Here is a 23,302-nt window from a genome sequence, read left to right on the forward strand (position 1 = left end):
CTGACCTTGGGTTTCGTCGTGCTCGGCGTGGTGATCGTCGTCAACGGTGCGAGCCTCTTCCTGTCCTGGCTGCTCGGGGCGCTGCTGGTGGCGATCGGGGTGCTGCTGCGCCCGCGCCTGGGCCGCCTGCCCGCCGAGGCCGAGGTGCTCGACAGGGCCGCCGCGCCCATGCTGTACGGCGCGGCCGAGCGCGTGGCCGACGAGACGGGAGTGGCCAGGCCCGTCCGGGTGGCGGTGATGGATCTGGCCACGGCCGCGACCTATGTGCGGGTCGGCGTGCGCAGGACCCCCGTGCTGGTCGTGGGCCTGCCACTGTGGCTGACGCTGTCGCCGAGGCAACGGGTGACGCTGCTGGCGGGCGCCTACGCCGGCGCGGAGTCCTTCGACGGGCTGGTCGTCGAGGGGGCGCTGTCGACGCTCGGCGAGTGGCGCCACACGCTGCTCGGCGCCGAGCCGCTGAGCGCCCGCAGGGAGGCCGACGTCACGATGGCGATGTCGCTGGGCGCCTGGAGCCCGAACAGCTCCTACAACGCCGCAGGTCTGCTTGGCCGGATCGTCGGCAGGGTCCTCGGCTGGCCGGTGCTGGTGGTGGAGCACGCGCTGCGGCGGCTGGCCCACTCGGGCGACCCCCGGGCGGCCGCGAGGCGGCGGGCGCTCGCGCTGCGGGCGGTGACCGAGGACGACCTTGCCGAGATGGAGGAGCTGATCGCCAACCGCAGCTATCTCGCGCCGATGCAGGCGGCGGTGCTGCGCGGCGAGAGCGTGGAAGAGATCAGGCAGGCGGCGCTGACGAGGTCGAGGCTGGCCGAGGACGGCGTGCTCACCTCCGCGCCGGGCTCGCCGCTGCTCGGCGCGGCCGACTCCGCGGTCATCGACACCGAGCTGAGCAGGCACTACGCCAGGGCCGCACGCGGATTCGGTCTCATAACGTGAGCGACGTAAGCTTTAACGGTGACCGTTGCTCCTGAAGGCCGTAAGCTCCTCCGCCTGGAAGTGCGAAACGCCGAAACCCCTATTGAGCGCAAGCCCCCGTGGATCAAGACCAAGCTCAAGACCGGTCCCGAGTACACCGAGCTGAAATCGCTGGTGCGCCGTGAGGGCCTGCACACGGTCTGTGAAGAGGCGGGCTGTCCCAACATCTACGAATGCTGGGAGGACCGCGAGGCGACCTTCCTCATCGGCGGCGACCAGTGCACCCGCCGCTGCGACTTCTGCCAGATCGACACGGGCAAGCCCAAGGAGTACGACAAGGACGAGCCGCGCAGGGTCGCCGAGTCCGTCCAGCAGATGGGCCTGAAGTACGCCACGGTGACCGGTGTCGCCCGTGACGACCTGCCCGACGGCGGCGCGTGGCTCTACGCGGAGACCGCCAGGCAGATCCACTCGCTGCTGCCGGGTTGCGGCGTCGAGCTGCTGGTCCCCGACTTCAACGCCAACCAGGAGCAGTTGGAGGAGGTCTTCTCCAGCAAGCCCGAGGTGTTCGCGCACAACATCGAGACGGTGCCGCGGATCTTCAAGCGGATCCGTCCCGCCTTCCGCTACGAGCGCTCCCTCCTGGTGATCACCAAGGCGCGTGCGGCCGGGCTCGTCACCAAGTCCAACCTGATCCTGGGCATGGGCGAGGAGCGGTCCGAGGTGGTCCAGGCGATGCGCGACCTGCACGAGGCGGGCTGCGACCTGCTGACGATCACCCAGTACCTGCGCCCGACGCCGCGCCACCACCCGGTCGACCGGTGGGTGAAGCCGGAGGAGTTCGTCGAGCTGCAGGCCGAGGCCGAGGCGATCGGCTTCGCCGGCGTCATGTCGGGGCCGCTGGTGCGCTCGTCGTACCGCGCGGGCCGGCTCTACCAGCAGGCCATGGAGGCCCGCCAGAGCGCGTGACACCCCAACGACGAGAAGGCCGCACGATGTGCGGCCTTCTCGTGTTTTGCCGGACGCCGCGCGACCGGTTTTCTCAGACGGCGTGCGAGAACGGCGGCGGGGGTGCCGGGGCGGGGGGCTAGCTGTCGTGGTCCCCGTGGGAGCCAGCCGGGCGTGCGACGGTCAGCTCGCAGCGGCCGTCAACGCACGAGCGCTTCAACCGTCCCATCGAGATGGTCTGTATCAGCCCGATCGTCCAGCAGGTCGGACACCCGCGCAGGGCGAGCAGCCCGACCGGCGCGAGCAGCAGGCTGACGACCCCGGCCACCGGTATGAGCGCGACCGAGCCGATCAGCGCGCCGAATCCCACCACCCCGCGGGCCAGGTGGCGGGGCAGCGACGTGCTCGCGAAACTTCCACCGTCAGTCATCGACGCCTCCACGGGCCGAGTCGGGTATGCCCTGCAGCGTGCGGTGAACCGCTGCACGGGCGCGATGCAACCGCGACTTCATCGCGGCGGTGCTGAGGCCGAGCGCGTCGGCGACCATCCGGCCGCTGTAGCCCTGGACGTCCCGCATGATGAGCACGCGCCGCTGGTCGGCGGGCAGGGCGGCGATGGCGGTCGCCACCCGTTCGGCCTCCAGGCGTTGCAACACCTCTTCCTCCGCCGAGGGCCCAGAGGGCTCAGCTGGCGTGACAGTGTCCGGGACCCGCTGCCGCAGCATCAGCTGCGACCGCCGTAGGCACTCATGGCGGACGATGCGGAACATCCACGACGCGAGCGCCCCCGTGGCCCGCAGCATCCCGATCTTTCGGTAGAGGATGATCAGCGCTTCCTGTGCGGCGTCCTCGGCGTCCTCGGGCGTGGCGCACAGGGCATGGGCGAATCGCCGTACGTGCGGGTGCGATCCGGACACCAGCGCGGCGATCGACTCGACGTCCCCGCCCTGAGCGGCGACGATCAGCCGCTCGGCGGGCCAGGCGGGGTCAGCCACGGGAGCGAGCCCGCCGACGCAGCACGACCACGCACGTGCAGACGAGTACGGCGGCGGCGACGACGATGGCACCAATGATCATGACAACCTCCTGGTCCTGTTCCGACGCTGTTGTCGGCACATGTATGAGAGGCGCCGGCATCGCCAAAGGATTCACCCTGGGCCACAGAAACCGCAAAAGTAACGTAATAGTCACAAACCTATCTATCGGTAGGTTTTCTGGTGACACTGGCTGCGTGGACTTCGACGAACTGATCAACCAGCTGGACCTGCCCACCAAGATCCGCCTGCTCACCGGCGCGGACATGTGGTCGCTGCCCGCCGTACCCGAGATCGGCCTCGACCGGCTCGTCATGAGCGACGGGCCCATCGGCGTGCGCGGCGAGCAGTGGACCTCCGCCGACCCCTCGATCGCGCTGCCGAGCCCGACCGCGCTGGCCGCGACGTGGGACGTCGACCTGATCCGTCAGGTGGGCCGCCTGCTCGCGCAGGAGGCCAGGCGCAAGGGCGTGCACGTGCTGCTCGCGCCCACGATCAACCTGCACCGCTCCCCTCTCGGCGGGCGGCACTTCGAGTGCCTGTCCGAGGACCCCTACCTCACAGGCGAGCTGGGAGCCGCCTACGTCGAGGGCGTCCAGGAGGGTGGCGTGGCCACCACGCCGAAGCACTTCGTGGCCAACGACTTCGAGACCGACCGCTTCACCGTCGACGTCAAGGTCACCGACCGGGTGCTCAGGGAGGCTTACCTGGCGCCCTTCGAGCGGGTGGTCGAGGCGGGCGCGTGGGGCATGATGACGGCCTACAACGCGGTCAACGGGACCACGATGTCCGAGCACTCCGCGCTGGTGAACGGCGTGCTCAAGGACGAGTGGGGCTTCGACGGGTTGGTCGTCTCCGACTGGACGGCCGTGCGCTCCACCGAGGCGGCGGCGGTCGGCGGCACCGACGTGGCCATGCCGGGGCCGTTCGGGCCGTGGGGCGACAAGCTGGAGGAGGCGGTCCGCGAGGGGCGGGTGCCCGAGTCGGTCGTCGACGACAAGGTGCGGCGCATCCTGCGCCTGGCCTCCCGCGTGGGCGCGCTGCGCCCCTCCGCAGGAGAACCCGCGGCGGACGAGCCGATCGACGGCATGGCGCTGGCCCGCGAGGTCGCGGCACGCTCCTTCACGCTGCTGCGCAACGAGGGCGACCTGCTCCCCCTGTCCGGGACGCCGACGCTGGCCCTCATCGGCTCGGCCGCCGCCGAGGCGCGGATCATGGGCGGCGGCAGCGCCCAGGTCTTCCCCGACCGCACGGTCTCCCCGCTGGAGGGGCTCGGGGCCAGGGGCGAGGTCAGGTACGCGCTCGGCACCGATCCCCGGGTGCGTCTGGCGCCGCTCGCCGTACCGACGACGGCGCAGTTCCTGGACGCCGACGGCGAGGTGCTCGCCGAGCACCCGCTGGCCACCACGGAGGCGCGGTGGGTCGGCCAGCTGCCGCCCGACGTGGACGCCGATCGGCTGAGCGCGGTACGGCTGCGCGCCACCTATGTCCCCGACGTCTCGGGCGAGCACGAGCTGTCCGTGGCGGGCGTGGGGCCGTTCACCGTGCGGGTGGACGGCACGACCGTGTTCGACGAGGCGATCGAGCTGGAGGGCGACGACCCGGGCGCCGCGTTCCTGGCACCGCCGGAGAAGCGCGTCGTCGCCGAGCTGGTCGCGGGCCGGCCGTACGAGCTGGAGGTGACGCATCCCGCGGGCGCCTTCGGCGGCATGGCGTTCGTCGCCTACACCCTCGGCCACGCCAACCCCTCCCCCGGCGAGGACGCGCTCATCGCCGAGGCCGTGGAGGCGGCGCGCGCGTGCGAGGTGGCCGTGGTGGTGGCCTCGACGACGCTGGAGGTCGAGAGCGAGGGCTTCGACCGTGAGGACCTGCGCCTGCCAGGCCGTCAGGACGAGCTCATCGCCGCCGTCGCCGCCGCCAACCCGCGCACGATCGTCGTGGTGAACGCGGGCTCGCCGGTCGAGATGCCGTGGGTGTCCGAGGTGGCGGCCGTGCTGCTGACCTGGTTCCCCGGCCAGGAGGCGGGGCTGGCGCTGGCCGACGTCCTGTACGGCGACGCCGAGCCCGGTGGCCGTCTGCCCACCACCTGGCCGGTACGGCTGGCCGACAGCCCCGTCGTCAATGTCACGCCGGTCGAGGGCCAGGTCCCCTACGAGGAGGGCGTCTTCATCGGTTACCGGGCGTGGGAGAAGCAGGGGCGGGTGCCCGCCTTCTGGTTCGGCCACGGCCTCGGCTACACGTCCTGGTCCTACGACTCGATCGCGGCCGAGGGCTCGACCGTGACGGTCGCGGTCACCAACACGGGCACGCGCCGCGGCCGGGAGGTCGTGCAGGTGTACCTGTCGGCGGCCACGCCCGACGACCGGCCCGCCAGGTGGCTGGCCGGGTTCGACGTGGTGGAGGCGGGGCCGGGCGAGACGGTGCTGACCACGCTGTTCCTGCCCGAGCGGGCCTTCCAGGTGTGGACGGAGGACGGCTGGAGCACCGTGCCCGGCGAGTACACGGTCGAGGCGGGCCGCAGCGTCGCCGACCTCAGGGCGAGCGCGACCGTCAAAATCTGACACGGCCGTAGTCCTCCGACTGACGGGGACTGGAGTTCCTGGGTGAGGGAGGAGCCGCGGGCGTAGCCGATGCGGATGTCGGCCGTGGGCCGGTCGGGGTCGACCGGGGCGGGCGGCGGGGTGCCGGGCCTGCGGTCGGTGGGGGCCTGAACGCGCAGCCGCTGCAGGTGGCGGTATCGGGTCCTGCGCGACGGCCGGCCCCGCTCGAAACGTAGGGTCGCCTCGTCATAGTGGCCGACCTTGTCGTAGCCGGTATCCCGTTGCGGGATACCGGCTACGAGGGTGTCCTCTACTGGGGAACCGCCGGCTGATAGGTCAGGTGGACGACGCCGGTCCTGAAGACCTCAGAGCCGGCCAGGCGTAGTGACTTGTTCAAGTCGTCCTCCTCGAAAAGGCGCCGGCCGTGGCCGAGAACCACCGGGTGAACCAGCAGTTGGAGTTCGTCCAGGACGTCGTCATGCAGCAGTGAGCGCACCAGGGTGGGGCTGCCGGCGATGGTGATGTTGCGGCCGGGCTGCTGCTTGAGCTTGGTGAGCTCGTCGGCGACGGTGCCGCTGATCAGGGTGCTGTTCTGCCATGCCACGGTGTTCAGGGTGGTGGAGGCGACCAGTTTGGGCATCGTGTTGATCCGGTCCGCGAGCGGCACTTCGCTGCCGTGTTCGGGCCAGGAGCCGGCGAACACCTGGTAGGTGGTCCGGCCCAGAAGCAGGATGTCGGACTGGTGGAACTGCTCGGCGACCACTTCGGCCATCCGCTCGTCGTAGTAGGGGAAGTGCCAGTCCTCAGGCGCTTGCATGACACCGTCGACGGACACGAACAACTGCGCGACGATCTTCCTCATCGGTTCGCCCCGAAGAACTCGGCGACGGCGGGGGCGATGGCCGCCGCGTCGACGTCGTGGGGTTGGCCGTGAAGCGTGGTGCGGTGGGCGTCGGACAGGGCATCGGCGATCGCCTCGGCCGCGGCGGTGATCCAGGGGGTCGTCGCGCCGTCTATGACGACGGTAGGGATGGTGATTGACTTCAGCACCTCGGAGGGCAGGGCGAAGTCTGCGGCGACGTCGGCGTCGTAGGCCAGGCAGCTCGCCCCGGCCGCCATCGCCTCCCAGAACGGAGCGGCCTTCATGCCTTCGACGAACTCGGCGGGCATGAGCACGGCCTTGACCATGAATAGTTCCATCATGTCGCCGAAGCGGCCTTCTGCGCGCAGGGCGTATTGCTGGTCGCGATAGTCGGCGGGGACGGGCTCGCGGGTACCGGGCAGGATGTAAGGGACCTCCCATAGGGCCAGCTTGGTGATGGGCAGGCCGCGGGCGGCGGCCTGGATCGCGATCATTCCGCCGCCGGAGGTGCCGTAGACCATCGCGGACCCGCCGGCCTCGGTGATCAGGGCCTGGAGGTCGTCGAACTCGCGGTCGACCGAGTACGGAGCGGTGTCTACCGTCTCACCGCGGCCGCGCCGGTCGTAGCTGTAGACGGTGAAGTGTTCGGCCAGCAGTGCGGCCAGCGGCGACTCGGCTGTCCGATCGACCGGCCCTCCGCCGATCACGATGACCGCCGGGCCCGAACCGATGCTGTCGTAGGCGATGCGAGTGCCGTCCTGGGAGGTGACGAAGGTCATGATGATCTCTTCCGATTCGTTTGGCAGTGCTGGACGATTGACGTGCGACGAGCTGGAACTCTTCGGAGCCAGGGGGGCCAAGCGGGTGTGACTGGGCCGGTTAGCGGATGTTCCCGGCGGCCAGCGTGGAGACGGATTTGTCGATGCGCCGCTGGCGGGTGGCCTCGGTCTTGGCGCCCTCGATTTGACCTAGGCCGCCTGTCGCATCAGGTGGGCGGAGGTGGCGCAGATCCAGGCCCAGCCGAGCACCACAGCGGCGGTGAAGGCGAGGTTGATGACGGCGTTCCCGGGGCCGGAAGCGATCCCGGCGAAGGCGGCGAAGAAGACGATCCCGGTAGCCCCGCTGTAGATCGCCCATCCACGGCGGCCGAGGGCGGCGTAGGCGCGGGCGAACACCAGGCAGGCGCCGATCAACCCGAGGAAGCCGATCCCGCCGCCGACGAAGTGCAGCAGACCGTGCCAGCTGACCGGCCCGGGCCCGTCGGGCGTTCCGACCGGGAAGCCGAGAGCCGGGTCGGCGCGGAAGATCCCGCCGGAGATCAGGCCCGCGCCGTACAGGGCGACCAGCCGCGGCCCCCAGACGCGGCCACTGCCCGCCCGCAGTGCCCGCCGCATTCCGACCGCGGCGGCGACGGTCATCAGGCCTGCCAGGATGAGGTTGGCGATCTGGACCCAGCCGAGGCCGCCGTTGGCCAGCAGGCTGGCCGGGTGCCGGGTGAGGTCGAACCCGTCGCGGGTCAGTGCCTGCACGGCGGTCACGACCACATACAGCGGACCTGCGACCACCCCCCAGCCCAGCAGGGACTTGGTGATCCGGGCCTGAGGCGAACAGTCGGTACGGCGGGCGGCTGCGATGGCGGTCATCTCGGGGTTCCTTCCGTCCCTCTTGCTGATATCCACAGCTTGTCGGCGGAGGCTTCAGAACAGCTTCAGAACTACTTCCGGTGACCTTGAACCACTTAGCCTGAGGCATGCGATTCGGCGTGCTTGGTCCGCTTGCCGTCTGGACAGATGACGGTGCACTGGTTCGGGTTCCCGACACGAAGGTCCGCGCCCTGCTGGCCGACCTTCTCCTGGGAGAGGGCCGCCCGGTGTCGATCAGCGCCCTGATCGACGATCTGTGGGGCGATGATCTTCCGGTCAATCCCACCAGCACCCTGCAGACCCGCGTCTCCCAGTTACGGCGGGCGCTGGAGGAGGCGGAGCCGGGAAGCCGGGACCTGGTGGTGACTCAGCCGCCGGGCTACGTGCTGCGAGTAGCCGCCGACGCGGTGGATGTAGGCCGGTTCCGGGGGCTGGCCCAGCGTGCGCGGACAGTCGCCGAGCCACGTACCCGCAGGTCGCTTCTCGCCGACGCGCTGGCGCTGTGGCGGGGCCCGGCCTTCGCCGACGTATCCGAGGCGCCCTTCGCTCGCGCGGCCATCGACCGGCTCGAAGAGGAACGGATGGTCGTCATCGAGGAGCACGCCGAGGCCCGCCTGGAGATGGGTGAGCACCACCTGCTGTCAGCCGAGCTCGCCGAGGTCGTAGCCGGACATCCGTTACGGCAGCGCCTGCGCGCGGTCTACATGCGCGTGTTGTACCGGTCAGGACGGCACAGCCAGGCGCTGGACACCTACCATGACCTCCGCACCCGCCTAGCCGACGAGCTGGGCCTGGACCCCGCCGCCGACCTCGTCAGGCTCCACCAGGAGATTCTCAGCCAGGATCCCGCGCTGGCCGCAGTACCGGCCGAAGCGTCTGCTCAGACGAATCTGCCCGCCGCCATGACCGAGTTGATCGGCCGGGCCACGGCAGTGGAACGTGTTCGGGCCCGCCTGCGCAGCGGCAGGCTCGTGACGCTCACCGGGCCGGGAGGCGTGGGCAAGACCAGCCTGGCCCTGGAGGTCGCCCGGGATCTGGACGACGCCTGGCTGGTGGAGCTGGCCGCCCTCGACGCCTCCGCCGGTGAGCAGGACCTCCTCCAGGCGATCCGGAACCTCACCCAGCCCGACGGGGAGCGCGTGCTGGTCCTGGACAACTGCGAGCACGTGGTAGAGCAGGTCGCCGCAGTGGCCGACAAGCTGCTGCGGACCGCTCCGCATCTGCGGATCCTGGCCACCAGCCGCGAACCCCTTGGCATCCTCGGCGAGCAGGTGTGGCCGGTCCCGCCGCTCGGCCTGCCGTCCTCGGCCACCGACTCCGGCGCCGTGGCGCGATCCAGCGCCATCCAGCTGTTCGTGGCCAGGGCCACCGCCGCCAAGCCCGACTTCCAGCTCACTCCCGCCAACACCCCGGCCGTGGTGGAGATCTGCCGCAGACTCGACGGCCTGCCCCTCGCGCTCGAACTGGCGGCGACCCGCGTCCGCGCCCTGGAGATCCACGATCTCGCCACGCGTCTCGACGATCGTTTCCGGGTGCTCGCCACCGGCCGTCGCGGCGCGCCGGACCGGCAGCGGACGTTGCAGGCCATGATCGAATGGAGCTGGGACCTGCTCACCGAGCCAGAACGGACCGTGCTGCGCCGATTGGCCATCCACCCCGACGCGTGGAGCCTGCAGGCGGCGGAGGCGATCTGCCCCGGTGACGTCGCCGACCTGCTCATCCGCCTCGTCGATCGTTCCCTGGTTTCGCCGCTGACCGGGACGACCGGCTCGCGGTACCGGCTTCTGGAAACCGTACGGGCCTTCTGCCTGGACCGCCTGCGCGACTCGGGCGAGTTCGAGGAGACCCGCAGGCAGTACGTCGCCTATTACGAGGAGCTGACAGACCGTAACGAGCCACGGCTTTTCGGGCACGGCGGCCTGCTCATCCAGGCCAGCGACCTCTACCGTGAGCCGCGCCCGGCGACGGGCACCCCGGATGGCGGGGGGCATGGCGGCGCGAAGGCCACCACCATCTCGGCAGACGGCACGATTATTGCCGTCGAGCGATGGGGCCAAGGCCCGCCACTCATCCTGGTCGGCGGCGCACTGAACGAGCGGACGGACTTCACCTCGCTGGCCGTACGGCTAGCTCCGCGGTTCACCGTGATCACCTATGATCGCCGCGGCCGCGGCGGGAGCGGGGACACCAAGCCGTACACGGTCGTCCGGGAGATCGAGGACCTGACAGCCGTCCTCGGCCAGGCCGGTGAGGCCGCGTTCGCCCTCGGCGTCTCCTCAGGCGCCGTCCTTGTCGCCGACTCGGCTGCGCGCGGCGTGCCGATCACCGGACTGGTGTTGATCGAGCCGCCCTTCATCCTCGACGGCACCCGCACAGCCATGCCCCTGGACTTCAGCGCACAGCTCGACAAGCTCGTGCGGGCAGATCGCCGAGGCGACGCGGTCGAACTCTTCCTGACCACCGCTGTGGAGACGCCGGCCGAGGTCATCGCCGCGATGCGCTCGGCTCCCCAGTGGCGAAGCCTCGAAGCCATGGCCCACACCCTGGCCTATGACATGGCTGTGATGGGCGACTTCTCCCTGCCCGTGCACTGGGCCGCCACCATCACCGTCCCCACCTTGGTCATCGACGGCACGCACAGTGCCGCCTGGCGACGGGACGCCGCACAAACGGTCACCGACCTGCTGGCTCACGGACGGCGCCACAGCGTGGACGCACCACACGACATGGCACCCGACGTCCTGGCGCCACTGCTGGAGCAGTTCCTCCTCTGAGACCCCGCTCACGACCGGATCGCCCGACGCGCCGGCCATGACGCCCACCGCGCCGCACACGCCGACACCGACCTGCTCAACGCCATCGCGGCAGGCAGCAGCCCGATCGAATCGTTCGTCCCGATCTCCCTCGGCCTGCCTACCCTCACCGTGGACACCTCCGACGGCTACCAGCCCGACATCGCAGTCTTCGCCACAGCCAACCGACTCGCCGACCGACAGGGGCATGGGTCCAGCCACTTGGTCTGCGAAGGACCTACGTGGGCGGTCGCCGACCAGGCCGCCCACGCCCGAGACCGGTAGAAACCAGTACGAACCGTAGTAGCAGAGATCGTCAGGCGTCCCCTCAACCCAAATAACCCCAGGTCAGAGGTGGGTTGCTCCATTGCTACTGGGACCCCTTCGACGGGCAGAGCCGCCGCTACCCGGAGGTGAAACCGATCCCCTTGTACGACTCGGTGGGTCACGTTTTCATCTCCGGCGGGGGGTGTTTGTATCCTTCACAACATGGCGAAGCCCGTAGACCCAGAGAAGCCGGGGCGCATCAAGCAGCTCCGCATGATCGCGAAGATCATCCAGCAGGCCAACCCCAAGGGGATGCCGATCGTCTTTCTTTCGGCGGTCGCCACGCTGGCGGTGGTCATCGTGATCGGCCTGGTCACGGGATTCTTCTGGTATTCCATCTTCATCGGCCTCATGCTCGCGTTCACCGTGGGCCTGGTCGTGTTCGGCCAGCTCGCGCAGCGGGCCCAGTACCGCATGCTCGACGGCCAGACCGGCGCGGCCGCTGCCGTACTGCAGGGCATGCGCGGCAACTGGGAGGTGACCCCGGCGATCGCCGCCAACCGCGACCAGGACCTCGTGCACCTGGTCGTCGGCTACCCGGGCATCGTCCTGGTCTCCGAGGGCCCTGGCAACCGCGTGCAGAAGATGCTCGTGGGCGAGAAGAAGCGGCTGCAGCGCGTCGTCATGGACGTGCCCGTCTACGACATCCAGTGCGGTGACGGCGAGGGGCAGATCCCGCTCGGCAAGCTGCAGCGGCACCTGATGAAGCTCCCCCGCAACCTCAAGAAGCCCGCGGTCAACCAGGTGAAGGACCGGCTGCGCTCGCTGCCGAAGAACCTGCCGATGCCCAAGGGCCCCATGCCCAAGGGCGCCCGCATGCCGCGCGGCCCGAAGATGCGCTAGTGCTGTCGCCTTCGTCGCGGGCCAACCGCTTCTGGTGGGACGGCAACGCCGACGACTACCAGGTGGAGCACGGCGAGTTCCTGCGCGACTCCGGCTTCGTCTGGTGCCCCGAGGGCGTCGACGAGGCCGAGGCGGGGCTGCTCGGCCCGGTCGAGGGCAAGGACGTGCTGGAGATCGGCTGCGGTGCCGCCCAGTGCTCACGCTGGCTCGCCACGCGCGGCGCGCGCGTGGCGGCCTTCGACATCTCCCACCGGCAACTGCGCCACTCCCAGCGGATCGACCTGGAGACGGGCCTGCGGGTGCCGGTGCTCCAGGCCGACGCCGAGAGCCTGCCGTTCGGCGACGACACCTTCGATGTGGCGTGCTCGGCCTTCGGGGCACTACCGTTCGTGGCCGCGCCGCTGAGCGTCTTCACCGAGGTCAAGCGGGTGCTCAGGCGGGGCGGCCGGTTCGTGTTCTCGGTGAGCCACCCGATCAGGTGGGCCTTTCCCGACGATCCGGGCGAGCGCGGGCTCACCTCCGACCGCTCCTACTTCGACCGCACGCCGTACGTCGAGGCCGACGACGACGGCACGCCCACCTACGTCGAGCACCACAGGACCATGGGCGACTGGGTCGGCCTGATCGCGGCGAGCGGGCTCACGTTGACCTCGCTGCTGGAGCCCGAATGGCCGCCGGGCCACGACCGGGTGTGGGGCGGGTGGAGCCCGCTCAGGGGCCGCCACTTCCCCGGCACGGCGATCTTCAGCTGCCGCGCGTAGCCCGCGCGCGTCACATCCGGACGACCACGGTGTTGGACACGCGGTCGTGCACGCCGCGCTGGTCCCTGTCGAAGATCACGGCTGGTACGGCCAGGCACAGCAGGATCGTGCGGACCAGCACGGGGAACCACCTGGGCCGCCCGCCGTCCATCGCGGCGACCCTGATGCCCAGCAGGCGATGCCCGAACGTCTGCCCGAGGAACCCGACGAGCAGCAGGTACTGCACGGCGAAGATCGCCACCGGCACCCACGGCGACTCGGCGGGATTGACCCTGAACAGCGCCTGCGCGATCGCCCACGTACAGATCAGCCAGTCGATGACCAGCGCGCCGATCCTGCGCCCGTACCTGGCGACCGAGCCGCTGCCCTCCTCGGGCAGGCCGAGGCGCTCACCTGGGTACCCGAGATCGACGCCCGCGGACCTCACCCCGCCCAGCCAGGTCTGGGTCCAGCGGGGCTGCTGCTCCTTGCTGCTCATGCCATCAACGGTATCCGCAGGGGTGGCCGGTCCTGACAGCCGTACATCGTGATCCAAACGCGCTTCAGTCCAAGGTCATCCCGCCAGCATCATGGCTGCGCACCTTTCACCTGCCCCTGGTACAGGGGCGGGTGACAGGGCCGGTTTTCACGGCCGGATCGCAAGGCCGGATCGCAAGGCCGGATCGCAAGGCCGGATCGTAGGGACGGGGAGTCAGGGGATGGACGGGGACGATCTCGACGAGCGCTTCAACGCGCTCGTCGCGCAGATCGACGCGGGCGAACAGCGCAGGATGCGGACCGCTGCCACCAAGGGGGTGCGCGGGCCGCGCCGGGCCCGTGCGCGGCGGCGCCGGTGGCCTGCGGTGTGGGCCGTGGTCGCCGTCGTGGTGGTGGCGGGCGCGGTCGTGACGACCAGGCCCGACCTGCTGTCGGGGATCTCGCCCGCCGTACGGCAGGCATCACCTGCCGCCGAGGAGACCAGCCCTGTCTTGGCGGAGACCGAGCCCACCACCGAGGAGACCGAGCCCACCCCCGGCGAGACCAGGCCAGCCCCCGTGGCGTCCGGAAACGTCGGCCCCTTCGACGGCTCCCCCGCGGAGCGGTACGCCGAGGGCGCGGCGGGCATCGTCCTGCCGCAGGCCAGGGCCATGGGTGGGCTGTCGAAGAAGGCGATCGCCAAAGGACTCCAGCAGGCCAAGGCCCTCCTCGCCGCCGCCTTCCTCGACCGTGCGACGCTCATGGGCGGCAGGCCCGAGGCGTACATCGCCGCTCTCGACCCCGCGCAGCGCGCCGAGTTCCGCGCGAACCTCGACGTGCGCACCAAGAATGGTCACCACAGCCGCGACATGCTGGCCAGCTTCGCGCCGGGGACCGCCGAGCTGGTCACCGACGTGATCAAGACCACCGGACGGATCACGCTCGCCGACGACCCCGACGGCGTGACCGTCAAGGTCAACCAGTTGTTCGTCTACGCCATCCAGCGGCCCGGCGCGCCGGACACGGCCATGCGGCTGGTCGTCCATGCGAAGGGCGAGGTCCTGCTCCGGCGCGATGTCGTGTGGTCGCGTGTCTACCAGGACGGGGCGACCCCCGCGCGCTGCGACGTGAACGACGGCTTCATCCACGCCTTCTACGCCGACTCGCCGCCCGACACCACGCCCAGGGAGTCCGGCGGCCCGTCCGACCCCTACGACCTAAGCGAGCAGTCAGGCAGGAAGAGGGCCGAAGCCGAGTGCACGGACTCCCAGCCGACCTGACGGCCCCTTAACACATGCGAAACAATCGGGACACGACCTGGAAACGGCCGACCCCTAGGGTCGGCCTGACAGCCCATGCCCCGGGAGGTTCGAGAGTGTTCAACTCCGCCGACGACGTCCTGAAGTTCATCAGGGACGAAGGGGTGCAGTTCGTCGATGTCAGGTTCACCGACCTGCCCGGGACGACGCACCATTTCACCTTTCCCGTAGAGAACTTCGGCGCCAACGTTTTCTCCGACGGCCTCATGTTCGACGGCTCGTCTATCCGCGGCTTCCAGGCCATCCACGAGTCGGACATGCTCCTGCTGCCCGACCCCTCCAGCGCGGTGCTCGACCCGTTCCGTCAGCACAAGACGCTCAACATCAACTTCTTCGTGCACGACCCGCTGACCGGTGAGGCCTACAGCCGCGACCCGCGCAACGTCGCGCGCAAGGCCGAGGAGTACCTCAAGGGCACCGGCATCGCCGACACGGCCTACTTCGGGCCCGAGGCCGAGTTCTACATCTTCGACGACGTGCGCTTCGAGACGAGCGCGAACGCCGGCTATTACTACATCGACTCCATCGAGGGCGCCTGGAACACCGGCAAGGCCACCGAGGGTGGCAACCTCGGCTACAAGCCCCGCTACAAGGGCGGCTACTTCCCTGTTCCGCCGATGGACCACTTCACCGACCTGCGTTCGGAGATGGTCCGCAACCTCATCGAGTGCGGCATCGACGTCGAGATGCAGCACCACGAGGTCGGCACCGCGGGCCAGGCGGAGATCGACTTCAGGTTCGGCACGCTGCTCAAGACGGCCGACAACCTGATGCTCTACAAGTACGTCATCAAGAGCACGGCGCTGGAGTACGGCCACACGGTCACCTTCATGCCCAAGCCGATCTTCGGTGACAACGGCTCGGGCATGCACTGCCACCAGTCGCTGTGGAAGGACGGCTCGCCGCTCTTCTACGACGAGGTCGGCTACGCGGGCCTGTCCGACACCGCCCGCTACTACATCGGCGGCCTGCTCAAGCACGCGCCCTCGCTGCTGGCCTTCACCAACCCGACGGTCAACTCCTACCACCGGCTCGTGCCCGGCTACGAGGCGCCCGTCAACCTGGTCTACTCCCAGCGCAACCGCTCGGCCTGCGTGCGCATCCCGATCACCGGGTCCAACCCGAAGGCCAAGCGCATCGAGTTCCGGGTGCCCGACCCTTCGTGCAACCCGTACTTCGCGTTCGCGGCGATGCTGATGGCGGGCATCGACGGCATCCGCAACAAGATCGAGCCGCCGGAGCCGGTCGACAAGGACCTGTACGAGCTTCCCCCCGAGGAGGCGCGGATGGTTCCGCAGGTGCCGGGCTCGCTGTCGGAGGTGCTCGACGCGCTCGAGGCCGACCACGACTACCTGCTCGAGGGCGGCGTTTTCACGCCCGACCTGATCGAGACGTGGATCACCTACAAGCGGGAGAACGAGGTCGACCCGATCAGGCTGAGGCCGCACCCGCACGAGTTTGAGATGTACTACGACGTGTGACGGCACGGTTTCCCAGCCTTGGTGATCTTCTCGAGAATGGGCGCTGAGCTGGGAGCACCTTGTCGTTAGTTGTCGTTGTTTGTCGTTGCTGAGCAACGTCAGCCGGAACAGAAGTCGCGAAGCTTGTCCGGCTCGATGCGGAGCTGCTCCGCTTCGAGCCGGGCGCGCTCACGTTCGGGGCTGGGCGCGAGGAGTCCTTTTACGCCGCCACCTCGTCGTAGCCGAACTCAGCGCCGATGCCGAGCCGGCGGCGCAGCTTGTGGTCGGTGCCGCCGATGACGCCGATCGGGTCGTACGGCTGGAACCGCGTCCGCTCGACGCAGGGACCGGCCAGCCCGGTGAAGGGGCAGCCGTGGCAGCGCCGCGGCATGATCGTCTAAGGTCCGGCCGTCATCATCGAGATCCCCATGGCCATCGAGCGGCGCGACGAGGCTACCGCGTGGGCGGCTGCCTGCCGCCGAGCCGGAAGCACAGGCCACCTGAAGCCGCAGACGGGACGTGTCGAGTCCGCGACCCAGGAAGTCGCCCAAGGCCTGCGCACCCGGATCCGCCCCGCTGGCCCGAAGGAAGCGTCGAAGCTCAAGGTCAGCCGCGGCAGTCCCCTGCTCGACATCACCCGTATCACCTACGACGACACCGGCCAGCCCCTCCACCTGCTGAGCCGCCTCGTCAACCCGCAGCGGGTCCACATCACCGACCAGCGGCTGCCACTCACTTCGCCCTGAACTTCCAACTCTGGGAGATCCTGGGATCAGCTTCGGAGAACACGGCCCGGCTCCCAACGGATTGATTAGCCGATTCGCCATCCCCCTTGACGCCTCTCGCGTCAAACCAGACGATCGAGGCGCGCAACAATCCGCAACTCGATAGGAGAGCGATCATGCGCCTCACGCTCGTGGCCAAGGACCCCGAAAGCAACCCGACCGGGTCGCCGACTCTCTACCGCACCGACCGGGGCACATGGATGGTGCAGGGCTGGGTCGTCACCGACCCCGAGGCCCTACAGGAAATGCGCATCCCCGACGGAGAGACCGTCGTCGAGATCCCCGACAGGATGATTCCGTTCTTCCAGGACGGCGCATGATCGTCTCAAGCGAGGAGTTCGAGAAGCTGCTGACCGACTTCCGTCACGACGCCATCCACCTGGAGACTCGCGACGCGTACGGAACGGAGGTCGAGCTGCCTTACATGGCCAAGTGGGCGGCTGGAGAGCTGGATGGTCTGGAGTGGCTGCAAGGCTGGTGCGCCACCCTGCGCGAGCACGTCGCCGCCGGTCGATCAGTGCGCCGGGTCCGGATCGTGTCGGAACCGCTGAGCGACTATCAGCGGTGGTCCCACAGCATCGCCCAACCCATGGTCGACGCCGGCGAGGACATCCGGTGGGTTCCGCGCCAACGCCTCACTGAGCCGGGCAACGTGGTTATGCTGCCCGGCAACGACTTCTATGTGTTCGACAGCCGCCTGGCCGTCTTCCTCACCTACGCGGGCAACGGCCTGTCCCGGGAGATGGTCAGCTCCACCGATCCCAAGGACATCGCTGCCTGCGAAGACGCCTTCGCGGACGTCTGGAAGCTGGCCATCCCCCACCGTGACTACTCGCCCCAGTAGCCCCGCCCAGCAGGTCGCCGAAGAGCTGGGGGCCCGCCTGCGTGAACTCCGAGCGGATGCGGCCTTGACGGGCCGCGCGCTCGCCGCGCAGGCGGGGTGGCATTACACCAAGGTCAGCCGCATGGAGCACGGCGCCAAGACCGCGACGGAGGAGGAGATCCGCGTCTGGTGCCGGATCTGCGGCGCGGAGGACCAGATTCCCGACCTTATCGCGACCGTGCGCGCCATCCAGTCCATGTACCAGGAGTTGCGGCGGCAAACGCGAGCGGGCATGAAGAGACTCATGCAGGCGCCCGTCCCGCTGTACGAGCGGACCAGACGCTTCCGCATCTATGAGCACAACGTGATCCCGGGCCTGTTCCAGACGGCTGACTACGCGCGCTCCATGCTCACTTTCTGGTTCGGGTTCCTCGACGCGCCGAACGACCTCGACGAGGCTGTCGAGGCTCGCATGGACCGCCAGCGAGTCATCCACGCGCCAGGCAAGCGCTTTGACGTACTTCTGGAGGAGCAGGCGCTGCGGACCTGGTTCGGCTCGGCCGTCGTCCAGCGAGAGCAGCTGGAACGACTGCTGACGGTCATGTCGCACCCGCACGTATCGGTGCGCATCATCCCCATGATGATCGAGCGGCCCTGCGTTGCCTCGGCGGGCTTCTGGATCTACGACGATGAGTTGGCGACCTTGGAGACCCCCACCGCCAGTCTTGAGGTCACCCGGCCCCGCGAGATCGAGCTCTACGACCGCATGTTCGAGCATCTGGCTAGCGTCGCGCTCAGCGGGCGCGCGGCGCGGACCCTCGTCCTGGCCGTCATTGAGGAGCTTAGCGCCCACTGATTGTCGCAACATTCCGCAACATTCTGGCCTGCGCGCGGCGGCTTACCTACGTTCCCAGATATGGACAGTCACGGGTCCACGCCCTCCACACCATCACCCGCCCGCACGGGCGCCACGAGCAGGCCTGCCGGCACTGACGTGACGCGGCGTGGGCAGGCCGAAATCCCTGGGTTTCGGAGCGTCGAGGAGCAGCCGGACGGCACCCGGATCGCCGACCACCACAGCGACCGCACCCCCGCGGTGGCGCCTGCCGGATGGAGTCTCCCGGAGATCCCTCACTGCACGGTCGAACGCACTGATGACGGACTGATGCGCATCACCCACAACCGCACCGGCGACACGGAGACGGCTGACACCGAGGAGCGCGCCGTCATCGCGGGCGTGATCCTGCGGGTGTCCGCCGGGTGGCCGCGCCGCGACCCGGAGCTCCCGTTCCGGACAGGCGACCGGCCATGACCGAGGGCGGCTACACCATCGTGCCGTACACGATCGCGTACGCCAACGAGCTGGTGGCGGACCCGATCTACTTCGAGTGGCACGCCCACGAATACCGCCTCACCTACGGCAAGCCCCGCCGCGGTGACTGGGTGAACGGCATCCTGCGCGCTCGCGTCCGTGATTGGAGGAACAGGCCAGACCGACGCGGCCCCGAGCGGATGCGCAAGCTCAACACCGCCAGGCAATGGCGCTGTATGGACAGGCTGCTGTGCCAGGTGTGCGGCGGGCCGGCGACGGACCGGGAGACCGGCCGAATCCCGTGGGCGCTGACCAAGACCGTGTTCGAGCGCACCGGCCCGGACAGTGGACGCACCAACGCGCCGCCGTCCTGCTTGTCCTGCATCCCCAAGGCCATGGAGCAGTGCCCGATGTTGCGCGACGACTTCACCTTCTACACGGTGGCCTCGACCACGAGCGCGGGCGTCCTGTCGGACCTGTACGACCACGGCATATGCGACCGGCCCATCCTCGCCAAGCACAACGTTTTCGTCGCCTGGGATGCCGTCCGCTACCACGCGTACGCGCTGGCCGTGGCCCAGGTGGTCGAGCTGCACGGCATGAAGTCCCTGTAAGAGCCCAAGTGCCCCTGTCTGGAGTCCTCCTCAGGCGAGGGCACCCTGCACCACCACTCAACCGCAGCAACAACGGCAGAGAGAAGGACAGCATGACCGCAGCAACAGCAGTTGCCCCCTGGGGCTCAGCCGGGTGACCGATCCACTTCCGGATTCTCCGCAGCTGTACACCACGGTCCACCTCGACCCGGAGACCCAGATCACGACGTTCCGCGACGCGGACGGCGAGATCGTGGACATGGGCAACAAGGTCACCGTCACCACGTCCAAGGGCGGCGGCAGCGACGGCTCAGGCGGCAGCGCGAACGTCGCCGACGACTCCACCACCGACTCGTAAGTCCCGTGCAGCCCACACCACAGACCGTGCTGGTCATCACCTCGGAAGAGGACGTCACCGCCAACCTGGTGATCGAGGCGCTGCACGAGCGCCAGGTGCAGGTCGTCCGAACCGATCCGGCCGATATCGGCGCCGAGCTGACGTTCAGCGCCTTCATCGGCGATGACCGCAAGGAGTGGGCGGGCCGGCTACGTACGGCGAGTCGCGACATCGCACTCGCAGAGGTTGGGGCGGTGTACTACCGCCGCCCCAACCCGTACTCGACCCGATTCGCCCACCTGCCCGCCCAGCAAAGCGCCTTCGCCACCGCTGAAGCACAGCACGGACTCGGCGGCATCCTGCGCACCCTGCACGGCGCGACGTACGTCAACCACCCTGCGGCGATCAACTCCGCTGACTACAAACCGGCCCAACTCCAAGCGGCCACCCAGCTCGGGCTGACCATCCCGCTGACCCTGATCACCAACGACCTTGAACAGGCGCAGAAGTTCGCCGCCGAGCACGGGCCGATCGTCTACAAGTCATTCCGAGGCGCCCCATCCACTCCAGATGGCCACGTCGCGATATGGACGCAGCGGATCGCCCCGCAGGACCTGGACGACTCGGTGTCAGTGACCGCCCACCTGTTCCAGCAGGAGGTGCCCAAAGTCGCCGACGCGCGGGTGACAGTGATCGGGCAGCGCGTGTTCGCCAGTAGGATCACCACTCCTGACGGTGCGCTCGACTGGCGCAGCGGCGGCTGGGAGAAGCTGGCCCACGAGCCCATCAACGTGCCCGAGCCGATCAGACGTGCGCTGCACGCCTACCTGGACCACTTCGGGCTGGTGTTCGGCGCGTTCGACTTCGCGCTCAACGCCGACGAGCAATGGACTTTCATCGAGTGCAACCCCAACGGCCAATGGGCCTGGCTGCCTGACTCCGACGCGATGGCACACGCCCTCGCTGATGTGATCTTGAAAGGATGGTGGTCGTGAGCGACACAGCCGCAAAGCTCCGCCACGCCCTGGCGGACACCGTAGGATCCGCAGGCTGGCACGCGGCGCTGGAGGCAGTGCCCCGCGAGCTGTTCGTCGGCGACGCCGTCCTGCTGCGCGACGCGGCCCGCGGCGACCTGTGGACAGCCTCTCGCCGCGCCGAGATGGACGAAATGGACTGGCTGGGCCTGGTCTACACGGACGAGACATGGGTGACCCAGGTCGATGGCGTCCTGGCCGAAGAGGCGAACGGCGCGGTGACGGGCGCACCCAGCTCCTCATCGACGACCCCGAGCCTGGTCGTGCGGATGCTGGAGGCCGCCCAGATAGCCGAGGGCGACAGGGCGCTGGAGATCGGGACCGGCACCGGCTACTCCACGGCGCTGATGTGCCACCGCCTCGGCGAAAGTTCGGTCATCTCGATCGAGTACGACCCGGCCGTGGCCAAGCGCGCGAGGAAGGCGATCACCGAGGCCGGATACACGCCGACCCTTGTAGTGGGTGACGGCCTTCACGGCTACGACGACAACGCCGGCTACGACCGGCTGATCGGTACCTGCTCAGTACGGACCATCCCCCCAGCCTGGATGGGGCAGGTACGCGCCGGAGGAACCATCACCACACCCATGTGGGGCTGGATGGGTGGGGTCGCGTTCGCGCACCTCACCCTCACCGACAACGAGGAGGCGAGCGGACGCTTCCTGCCGGACGACCTGTACTTCATGCGCGCCCGAACCCACATGCCGCCGCCCCGGCCACCGGTCAAGACGGGGATCGGCGACGCCCGCGAGTCCAGGATCGATCCGGCAGTCCTGGATGACGAAGCCGCGCTATTCGTCGCCCAGCTCGCCGCGCCAGCCGCCCAGCGGGCATCGGTCGGCGACACGACGATCCTGTTGGACGTCAGCACCGGGTCGCGGGCCGACACCAAGCCAGCCCCCGGCGGCGGGTGGATAGTCCACCAGCATGGCCCGCTGCGCCTGTGGGACGCGGTCGAGGACGCCATCCTGCTCTGGCAGGACGCCGGATCACCGCACCAGTCAGCGTTCGGGCTCACGGTCACCCCGGAGCGCCAACACATCTGGCTGGGCGAACCGGGCGGCCCATCCTGGGACCTGCCTGCCTGACAATCGTGCCGAAGACACGAAAAAAGCGCCCCGTCCCTCCCCTTCCGTTCTAGCGGTCGTCGCAACACCCCAGCCTGGGGAGTGCGATGGAAGAGTTCGAGATCCGCACGATCCGAACGCCACAGGGCCGCAAGAAGCTGACCCGTGAGCGAGAGGCATACTTCCGCCTTATGGATCAAGGCTTCAGCAGCATGGAAGCGTGCCGGATCGTCGGGATCAACTACCGCACCGGGAAGCGGTGGCGGAATGGCTCGGCACCCAATAAGGCAAAGAAGAAGGGGGCCCCGCCGGTCAGACGACCGGCGGGGCCCCCTTCTGGCGTGTCCCGCTACCTGCGGGAAGACGAACGCATCCATATCGCGGACCGGGTGCGGGAGAAGGTTTCGATCCGTGAGATCGCGCGCGAGCTGGGCCGTACGCCCTCGACCATCAGCCGGGAGATCCGCCGTAATCGACACCCTGCCAACGGCCAGTACCGGCCGCACGCGGCCCAGGCCCGAGCCGACGCGCGCCGGCCCCGCCCAAGCCCAGCAAGATCGGGCAGACCCCGGAGTTACGGGCCTACATCCAGGAGCACCTGCACAAGCGCTGGAGCCCAGAGCAGATCGTCCAGAGCCTACGCAGGACCTTCCCCGAGCGGCCGGAGATGCACGTGTGCCACGAGACCATCTACCAGGCCCTCTACGTCCAAGGCCGCGGCGAACTGCGCCGCGAGCTGACTAAGGCGCTGCGCACCGGTCGCGCGATGCGCAAGCCGCGCCGACAGGCCCAGCAGCGCCAGCCCCGCTACAGCGCACCCATGGTCATGATCAGCGAGCGGCCCGCCGAGGCCGACGACCGCGCCGTTCCCGGACATTGGGAAGGCGACCTCATCATCGGCAAAAACCAGTTGTCCGCCATCGGGACCCTGGTCGAGCGCACCACCCGCTACGTCATGCTCGTCCACCTGCCGCTCGACCACAGTGCGATCAACATGAGCGATGCCCTGCTGGACACTATCGCGACGCTGCCGGCGCATCTCCGGCGCTCCCTGACGTGGGATCAGGGCAGCGAGATGGGCCGCCACCACGAGTTCTCCGTCGCCGCCGACATGCCCGTCTACTTCTGAGCCGCGCTGCTCGAAGCTGATTCGGACCTCCTCGCGCACTGGATGCGCGTCACCCGGACGGAATGCCCGAGCCTGGCGCCAAGGGTGGAGGAAGATCGCGCGTCGCCCCGCGGTAGCTACCCGGCGGGGAGACCGAGTGGCAGGCATGGCGGCCATTCTTTCCGGGGCGAACCGACCGCCTCAGAAGGACCAGCGGTGACCACCTCGCTATGCTGACAGCCGCCAGCAAATGATCACCGTGTTGCGACGACTCCTAGAATTCGCCCCCGAAGGAGGAGCGGGGTGCTCTCGCGTGTTCAACGGAGAATGCGCGCGGTGGGCGTCT

At 69.0% G+C, this 23,302-nt stretch carries 24 protein-coding genes and 1 pseudogene; 18 read left to right on the forward strand and 7 right to left on the reverse strand.

Annotation, left to right across the window (positions count from 1 at the left end):
- The first annotated feature begins 6 nt into the window (after positions 1-6).
- The gene (locus tag ACFXJ8_RS04270; RefSeq protein ID WP_379642345.1) at positions 7-933 is read left to right on the forward strand and encodes a M48 family metallopeptidase; all 927 of its coding nucleotides are present in this window, start codon (positions 7-9) and stop codon (positions 931-933) included.
- A gap of 18 nt (positions 934-951) precedes the next feature.
- Positions 952-1,881, forward strand: a complete 930-nt coding sequence (gene lipA, locus ACFXJ8_RS04275; protein ID WP_379642346.1) for a lipoyl synthase — start codon at positions 952-954, stop codon at positions 1,879-1,881.
- A gap of 118 nt (positions 1,882-1,999) precedes the next feature.
- Here lipA and ACFXJ8_RS04280 read toward each other — a convergent pair whose 3' ends face one another.
- Positions 2,000-2,290 (reverse strand): hypothetical protein, encoded by a 291-nt coding sequence (locus tag ACFXJ8_RS04280; RefSeq protein WP_379642347.1) that lies wholly within the window; start codon positions 2,288-2,290, stop codon positions 2,000-2,002.
- Positions 2,283-2,855 (reverse strand): RNA polymerase sigma factor, encoded by a 573-nt coding sequence (locus ACFXJ8_RS04285; RefSeq protein ID WP_379642348.1) that lies wholly within the window; start codon positions 2,853-2,855, stop codon positions 2,283-2,285. Before ACFXJ8_RS04285 ends, ACFXJ8_RS04280 begins: the two co-directional genes overlap by 8 nt.
- 305 nt (positions 2,856-3,160) lie before the next feature.
- Here ACFXJ8_RS04285 and ACFXJ8_RS04290 point away from each other — a divergent pair, with 305 nt between their 5' ends.
- On the forward strand, positions 3,161-5,455 hold the full coding sequence (locus ACFXJ8_RS04290) for a glycoside hydrolase family 3 C-terminal domain-containing protein (protein ID WP_379642562.1): 2,295 nt from the start codon (positions 3,161-3,163) through the stop codon (positions 5,453-5,455).
- A gap of 289 nt (positions 5,456-5,744) precedes the next feature.
- Here ACFXJ8_RS04290 and ACFXJ8_RS04295 read toward each other — a convergent pair whose 3' ends face one another.
- From ACFXJ8_RS04295 to ACFXJ8_RS04305, 3 genes are all read right to left on the reverse strand, one after another.
- Entirely contained in the window at positions 5,745-6,296 is a 552-nt protein-coding gene (locus ACFXJ8_RS04295) for a dihydrofolate reductase family protein (protein WP_379642349.1), read from the reverse strand.
- The gene (locus ACFXJ8_RS04300) at positions 6,293-7,075 is read right to left on the reverse strand and encodes an alpha/beta fold hydrolase (RefSeq protein WP_379642350.1); all 783 of its coding nucleotides are present in this window, start codon (positions 7,073-7,075) and stop codon (positions 6,293-6,295) included. Before ACFXJ8_RS04300 ends, ACFXJ8_RS04295 begins: the two co-directional genes overlap by 4 nt.
- 189 nt (positions 7,076-7,264) lie before the next feature.
- A complete protein-coding gene (locus ACFXJ8_RS04305) occupies positions 7,265-7,939 on the reverse strand; it encodes a DUF998 domain-containing protein (RefSeq protein ID WP_379642351.1) in 675 nt (224 codons plus the stop codon).
- A 119-nt stretch (positions 7,940-8,058) separates the two neighbouring features.
- Here ACFXJ8_RS04305 and ACFXJ8_RS04310 point away from each other — a divergent pair, with 119 nt between their 5' ends.
- The 3 genes from ACFXJ8_RS04310 to ACFXJ8_RS04320 all read left to right on the forward strand — a co-directional run bounded on the left by ACFXJ8_RS04310 (position 8,059) and on the right by ACFXJ8_RS04320 (position 12,662).
- Entirely contained in the window at positions 8,059-10,713 is a 2,655-nt protein-coding gene (locus tag ACFXJ8_RS04310; RefSeq protein ID WP_379642352.1) for an alpha/beta fold hydrolase, read from the forward strand.
- 507 nt (positions 10,714-11,220) lie between these two features.
- Positions 11,221-11,901, forward strand: coding sequence for a DUF4191 domain-containing protein (locus ACFXJ8_RS04315; protein WP_379642353.1), 681 nt, complete (start codon positions 11,221-11,223; stop codon positions 11,899-11,901).
- The gene (locus ACFXJ8_RS04320) at positions 11,901-12,662 is read left to right on the forward strand and encodes a class I SAM-dependent methyltransferase (RefSeq protein WP_379642354.1); all 762 of its coding nucleotides are present in this window, start codon (positions 11,901-11,903) and stop codon (positions 12,660-12,662) included. The genes ACFXJ8_RS04315 and ACFXJ8_RS04320 overlap by 1 nt, the downstream gene beginning before the upstream one ends.
- 10 nt (positions 12,663-12,672) lie before the next feature.
- Here ACFXJ8_RS04320 and ACFXJ8_RS04325 read toward each other — a convergent pair whose 3' ends face one another.
- Positions 12,673-13,140, reverse strand: coding sequence for an RDD family protein (locus tag ACFXJ8_RS04325; protein ID WP_379642355.1), 468 nt, complete (start codon positions 13,138-13,140; stop codon positions 12,673-12,675).
- Positions 13,141-13,360: 220 nt separating this feature from the next.
- Between ACFXJ8_RS04325 and ACFXJ8_RS04330 the strand changes: the two genes are divergently transcribed.
- Positions 13,361-14,398, forward strand: a complete 1,038-nt coding sequence (locus ACFXJ8_RS04330; protein WP_379642356.1) for a hypothetical protein — start codon at positions 13,361-13,363, stop codon at positions 14,396-14,398.
- A 95-nt stretch (positions 14,399-14,493) separates the two neighbouring features.
- Positions 14,494-15,918 carry a type I glutamate--ammonia ligase gene (gene glnA / locus ACFXJ8_RS04335; RefSeq protein ID WP_379642357.1) on the forward strand — a complete coding sequence of 475 codons (1,425 nt, stop codon included), beginning with the start codon at positions 14,494-14,496 and terminating at the stop codon, positions 15,916-15,918.
- Between the two features lie 199 nt (positions 15,919-16,117).
- On the opposite strand, the gene ACFXJ8_RS04340 is transcribed toward glnA, so the two are convergent.
- Entirely contained in the window at positions 16,118-16,288 is a 171-nt protein-coding gene (locus ACFXJ8_RS04340; protein WP_379642358.1) for a hypothetical protein, read from the reverse strand.
- Between the two features lie 37 nt (positions 16,289-16,325).
- On the opposite strand from ACFXJ8_RS04340, the gene ACFXJ8_RS04345 reads away from it, so the two are divergent.
- The 10 genes and pseudogenes from ACFXJ8_RS04345 to ACFXJ8_RS04390 form a co-directional block, all read left to right on the forward strand.
- Positions 16,326-16,643: a UTRA domain-containing protein gene (locus ACFXJ8_RS04345; protein ID WP_379642359.1), complete on the forward strand. Its 318-nt coding sequence runs from the start codon at positions 16,326-16,328 to the stop codon at positions 16,641-16,643.
- 155 nt (positions 16,644-16,798) lie between these two features.
- Complete coding sequence (locus ACFXJ8_RS04350) at positions 16,799-17,002, forward strand: hypothetical protein (protein ID WP_379642360.1); 204 nt, start codon at positions 16,799-16,801, stop codon at positions 17,000-17,002.
- Positions 16,999-17,526, forward strand: coding sequence for a DUF6879 family protein (locus ACFXJ8_RS04355; protein ID WP_379642361.1), 528 nt, complete (start codon positions 16,999-17,001; stop codon positions 17,524-17,526). Before ACFXJ8_RS04350 ends, ACFXJ8_RS04355 begins: the two co-directional genes overlap by 4 nt.
- On the forward strand, positions 17,507-18,361 hold the full coding sequence (locus ACFXJ8_RS04360) for a helix-turn-helix domain-containing protein (protein ID WP_379642362.1): 855 nt from the start codon (positions 17,507-17,509) through the stop codon (positions 18,359-18,361). The genes ACFXJ8_RS04355 and ACFXJ8_RS04360 overlap by 20 nt, the downstream gene beginning before the upstream one ends.
- Before the next feature lie 60 nt (positions 18,362-18,421).
- Complete coding sequence (locus tag ACFXJ8_RS04365; protein WP_379642363.1) at positions 18,422-18,817, forward strand: hypothetical protein; 396 nt, start codon at positions 18,422-18,424, stop codon at positions 18,815-18,817.
- The gene (locus ACFXJ8_RS04370) at positions 18,814-19,431 is read left to right on the forward strand and encodes a hypothetical protein (RefSeq protein ID WP_379642364.1); all 618 of its coding nucleotides are present in this window, start codon (positions 18,814-18,816) and stop codon (positions 19,429-19,431) included. Before ACFXJ8_RS04365 ends, ACFXJ8_RS04370 begins: the two co-directional genes overlap by 4 nt.
- 118 nt (positions 19,432-19,549) lie before the next feature.
- On the forward strand, positions 19,550-19,768 hold the full coding sequence (locus ACFXJ8_RS04375) for a putative ATP-grasp-modified RiPP (RefSeq protein WP_379642563.1): 219 nt from the start codon (positions 19,550-19,552) through the stop codon (positions 19,766-19,768).
- Positions 19,769-19,794: 26 nt separating this feature from the next.
- Positions 19,795-20,742, forward strand: a complete 948-nt coding sequence (tgmB, locus tag ACFXJ8_RS04380; RefSeq protein ID WP_379642365.1) for an ATP-grasp ribosomal peptide maturase — start codon at positions 19,795-19,797, stop codon at positions 20,740-20,742.
- The gene (gene tgmC / locus ACFXJ8_RS04385) at positions 20,739-21,869 is read left to right on the forward strand and encodes an ATP-grasp peptide maturase system methyltransferase (protein ID WP_379642366.1); all 1,131 of its coding nucleotides are present in this window, start codon (positions 20,739-20,741) and stop codon (positions 21,867-21,869) included. The genes tgmB and tgmC overlap by 4 nt, the downstream gene beginning before the upstream one ends.
- Positions 21,870-22,195: 326 nt before the next feature.
- Positions 22,196-22,974 (forward strand): annotated as a pseudogene (locus tag ACFXJ8_RS04390) (IS30 family transposase); the annotation flags it as partial.
- Positions 22,975-23,302: the final 328 nt, after the last annotated feature.

Source organism: Nonomuraea sp. NPDC059194 (assembly GCF_042754765.1).
Taxonomy (GTDB): Bacteria; Actinomycetota; Actinomycetes; order Streptosporangiales; family Streptosporangiaceae; genus Nonomuraea.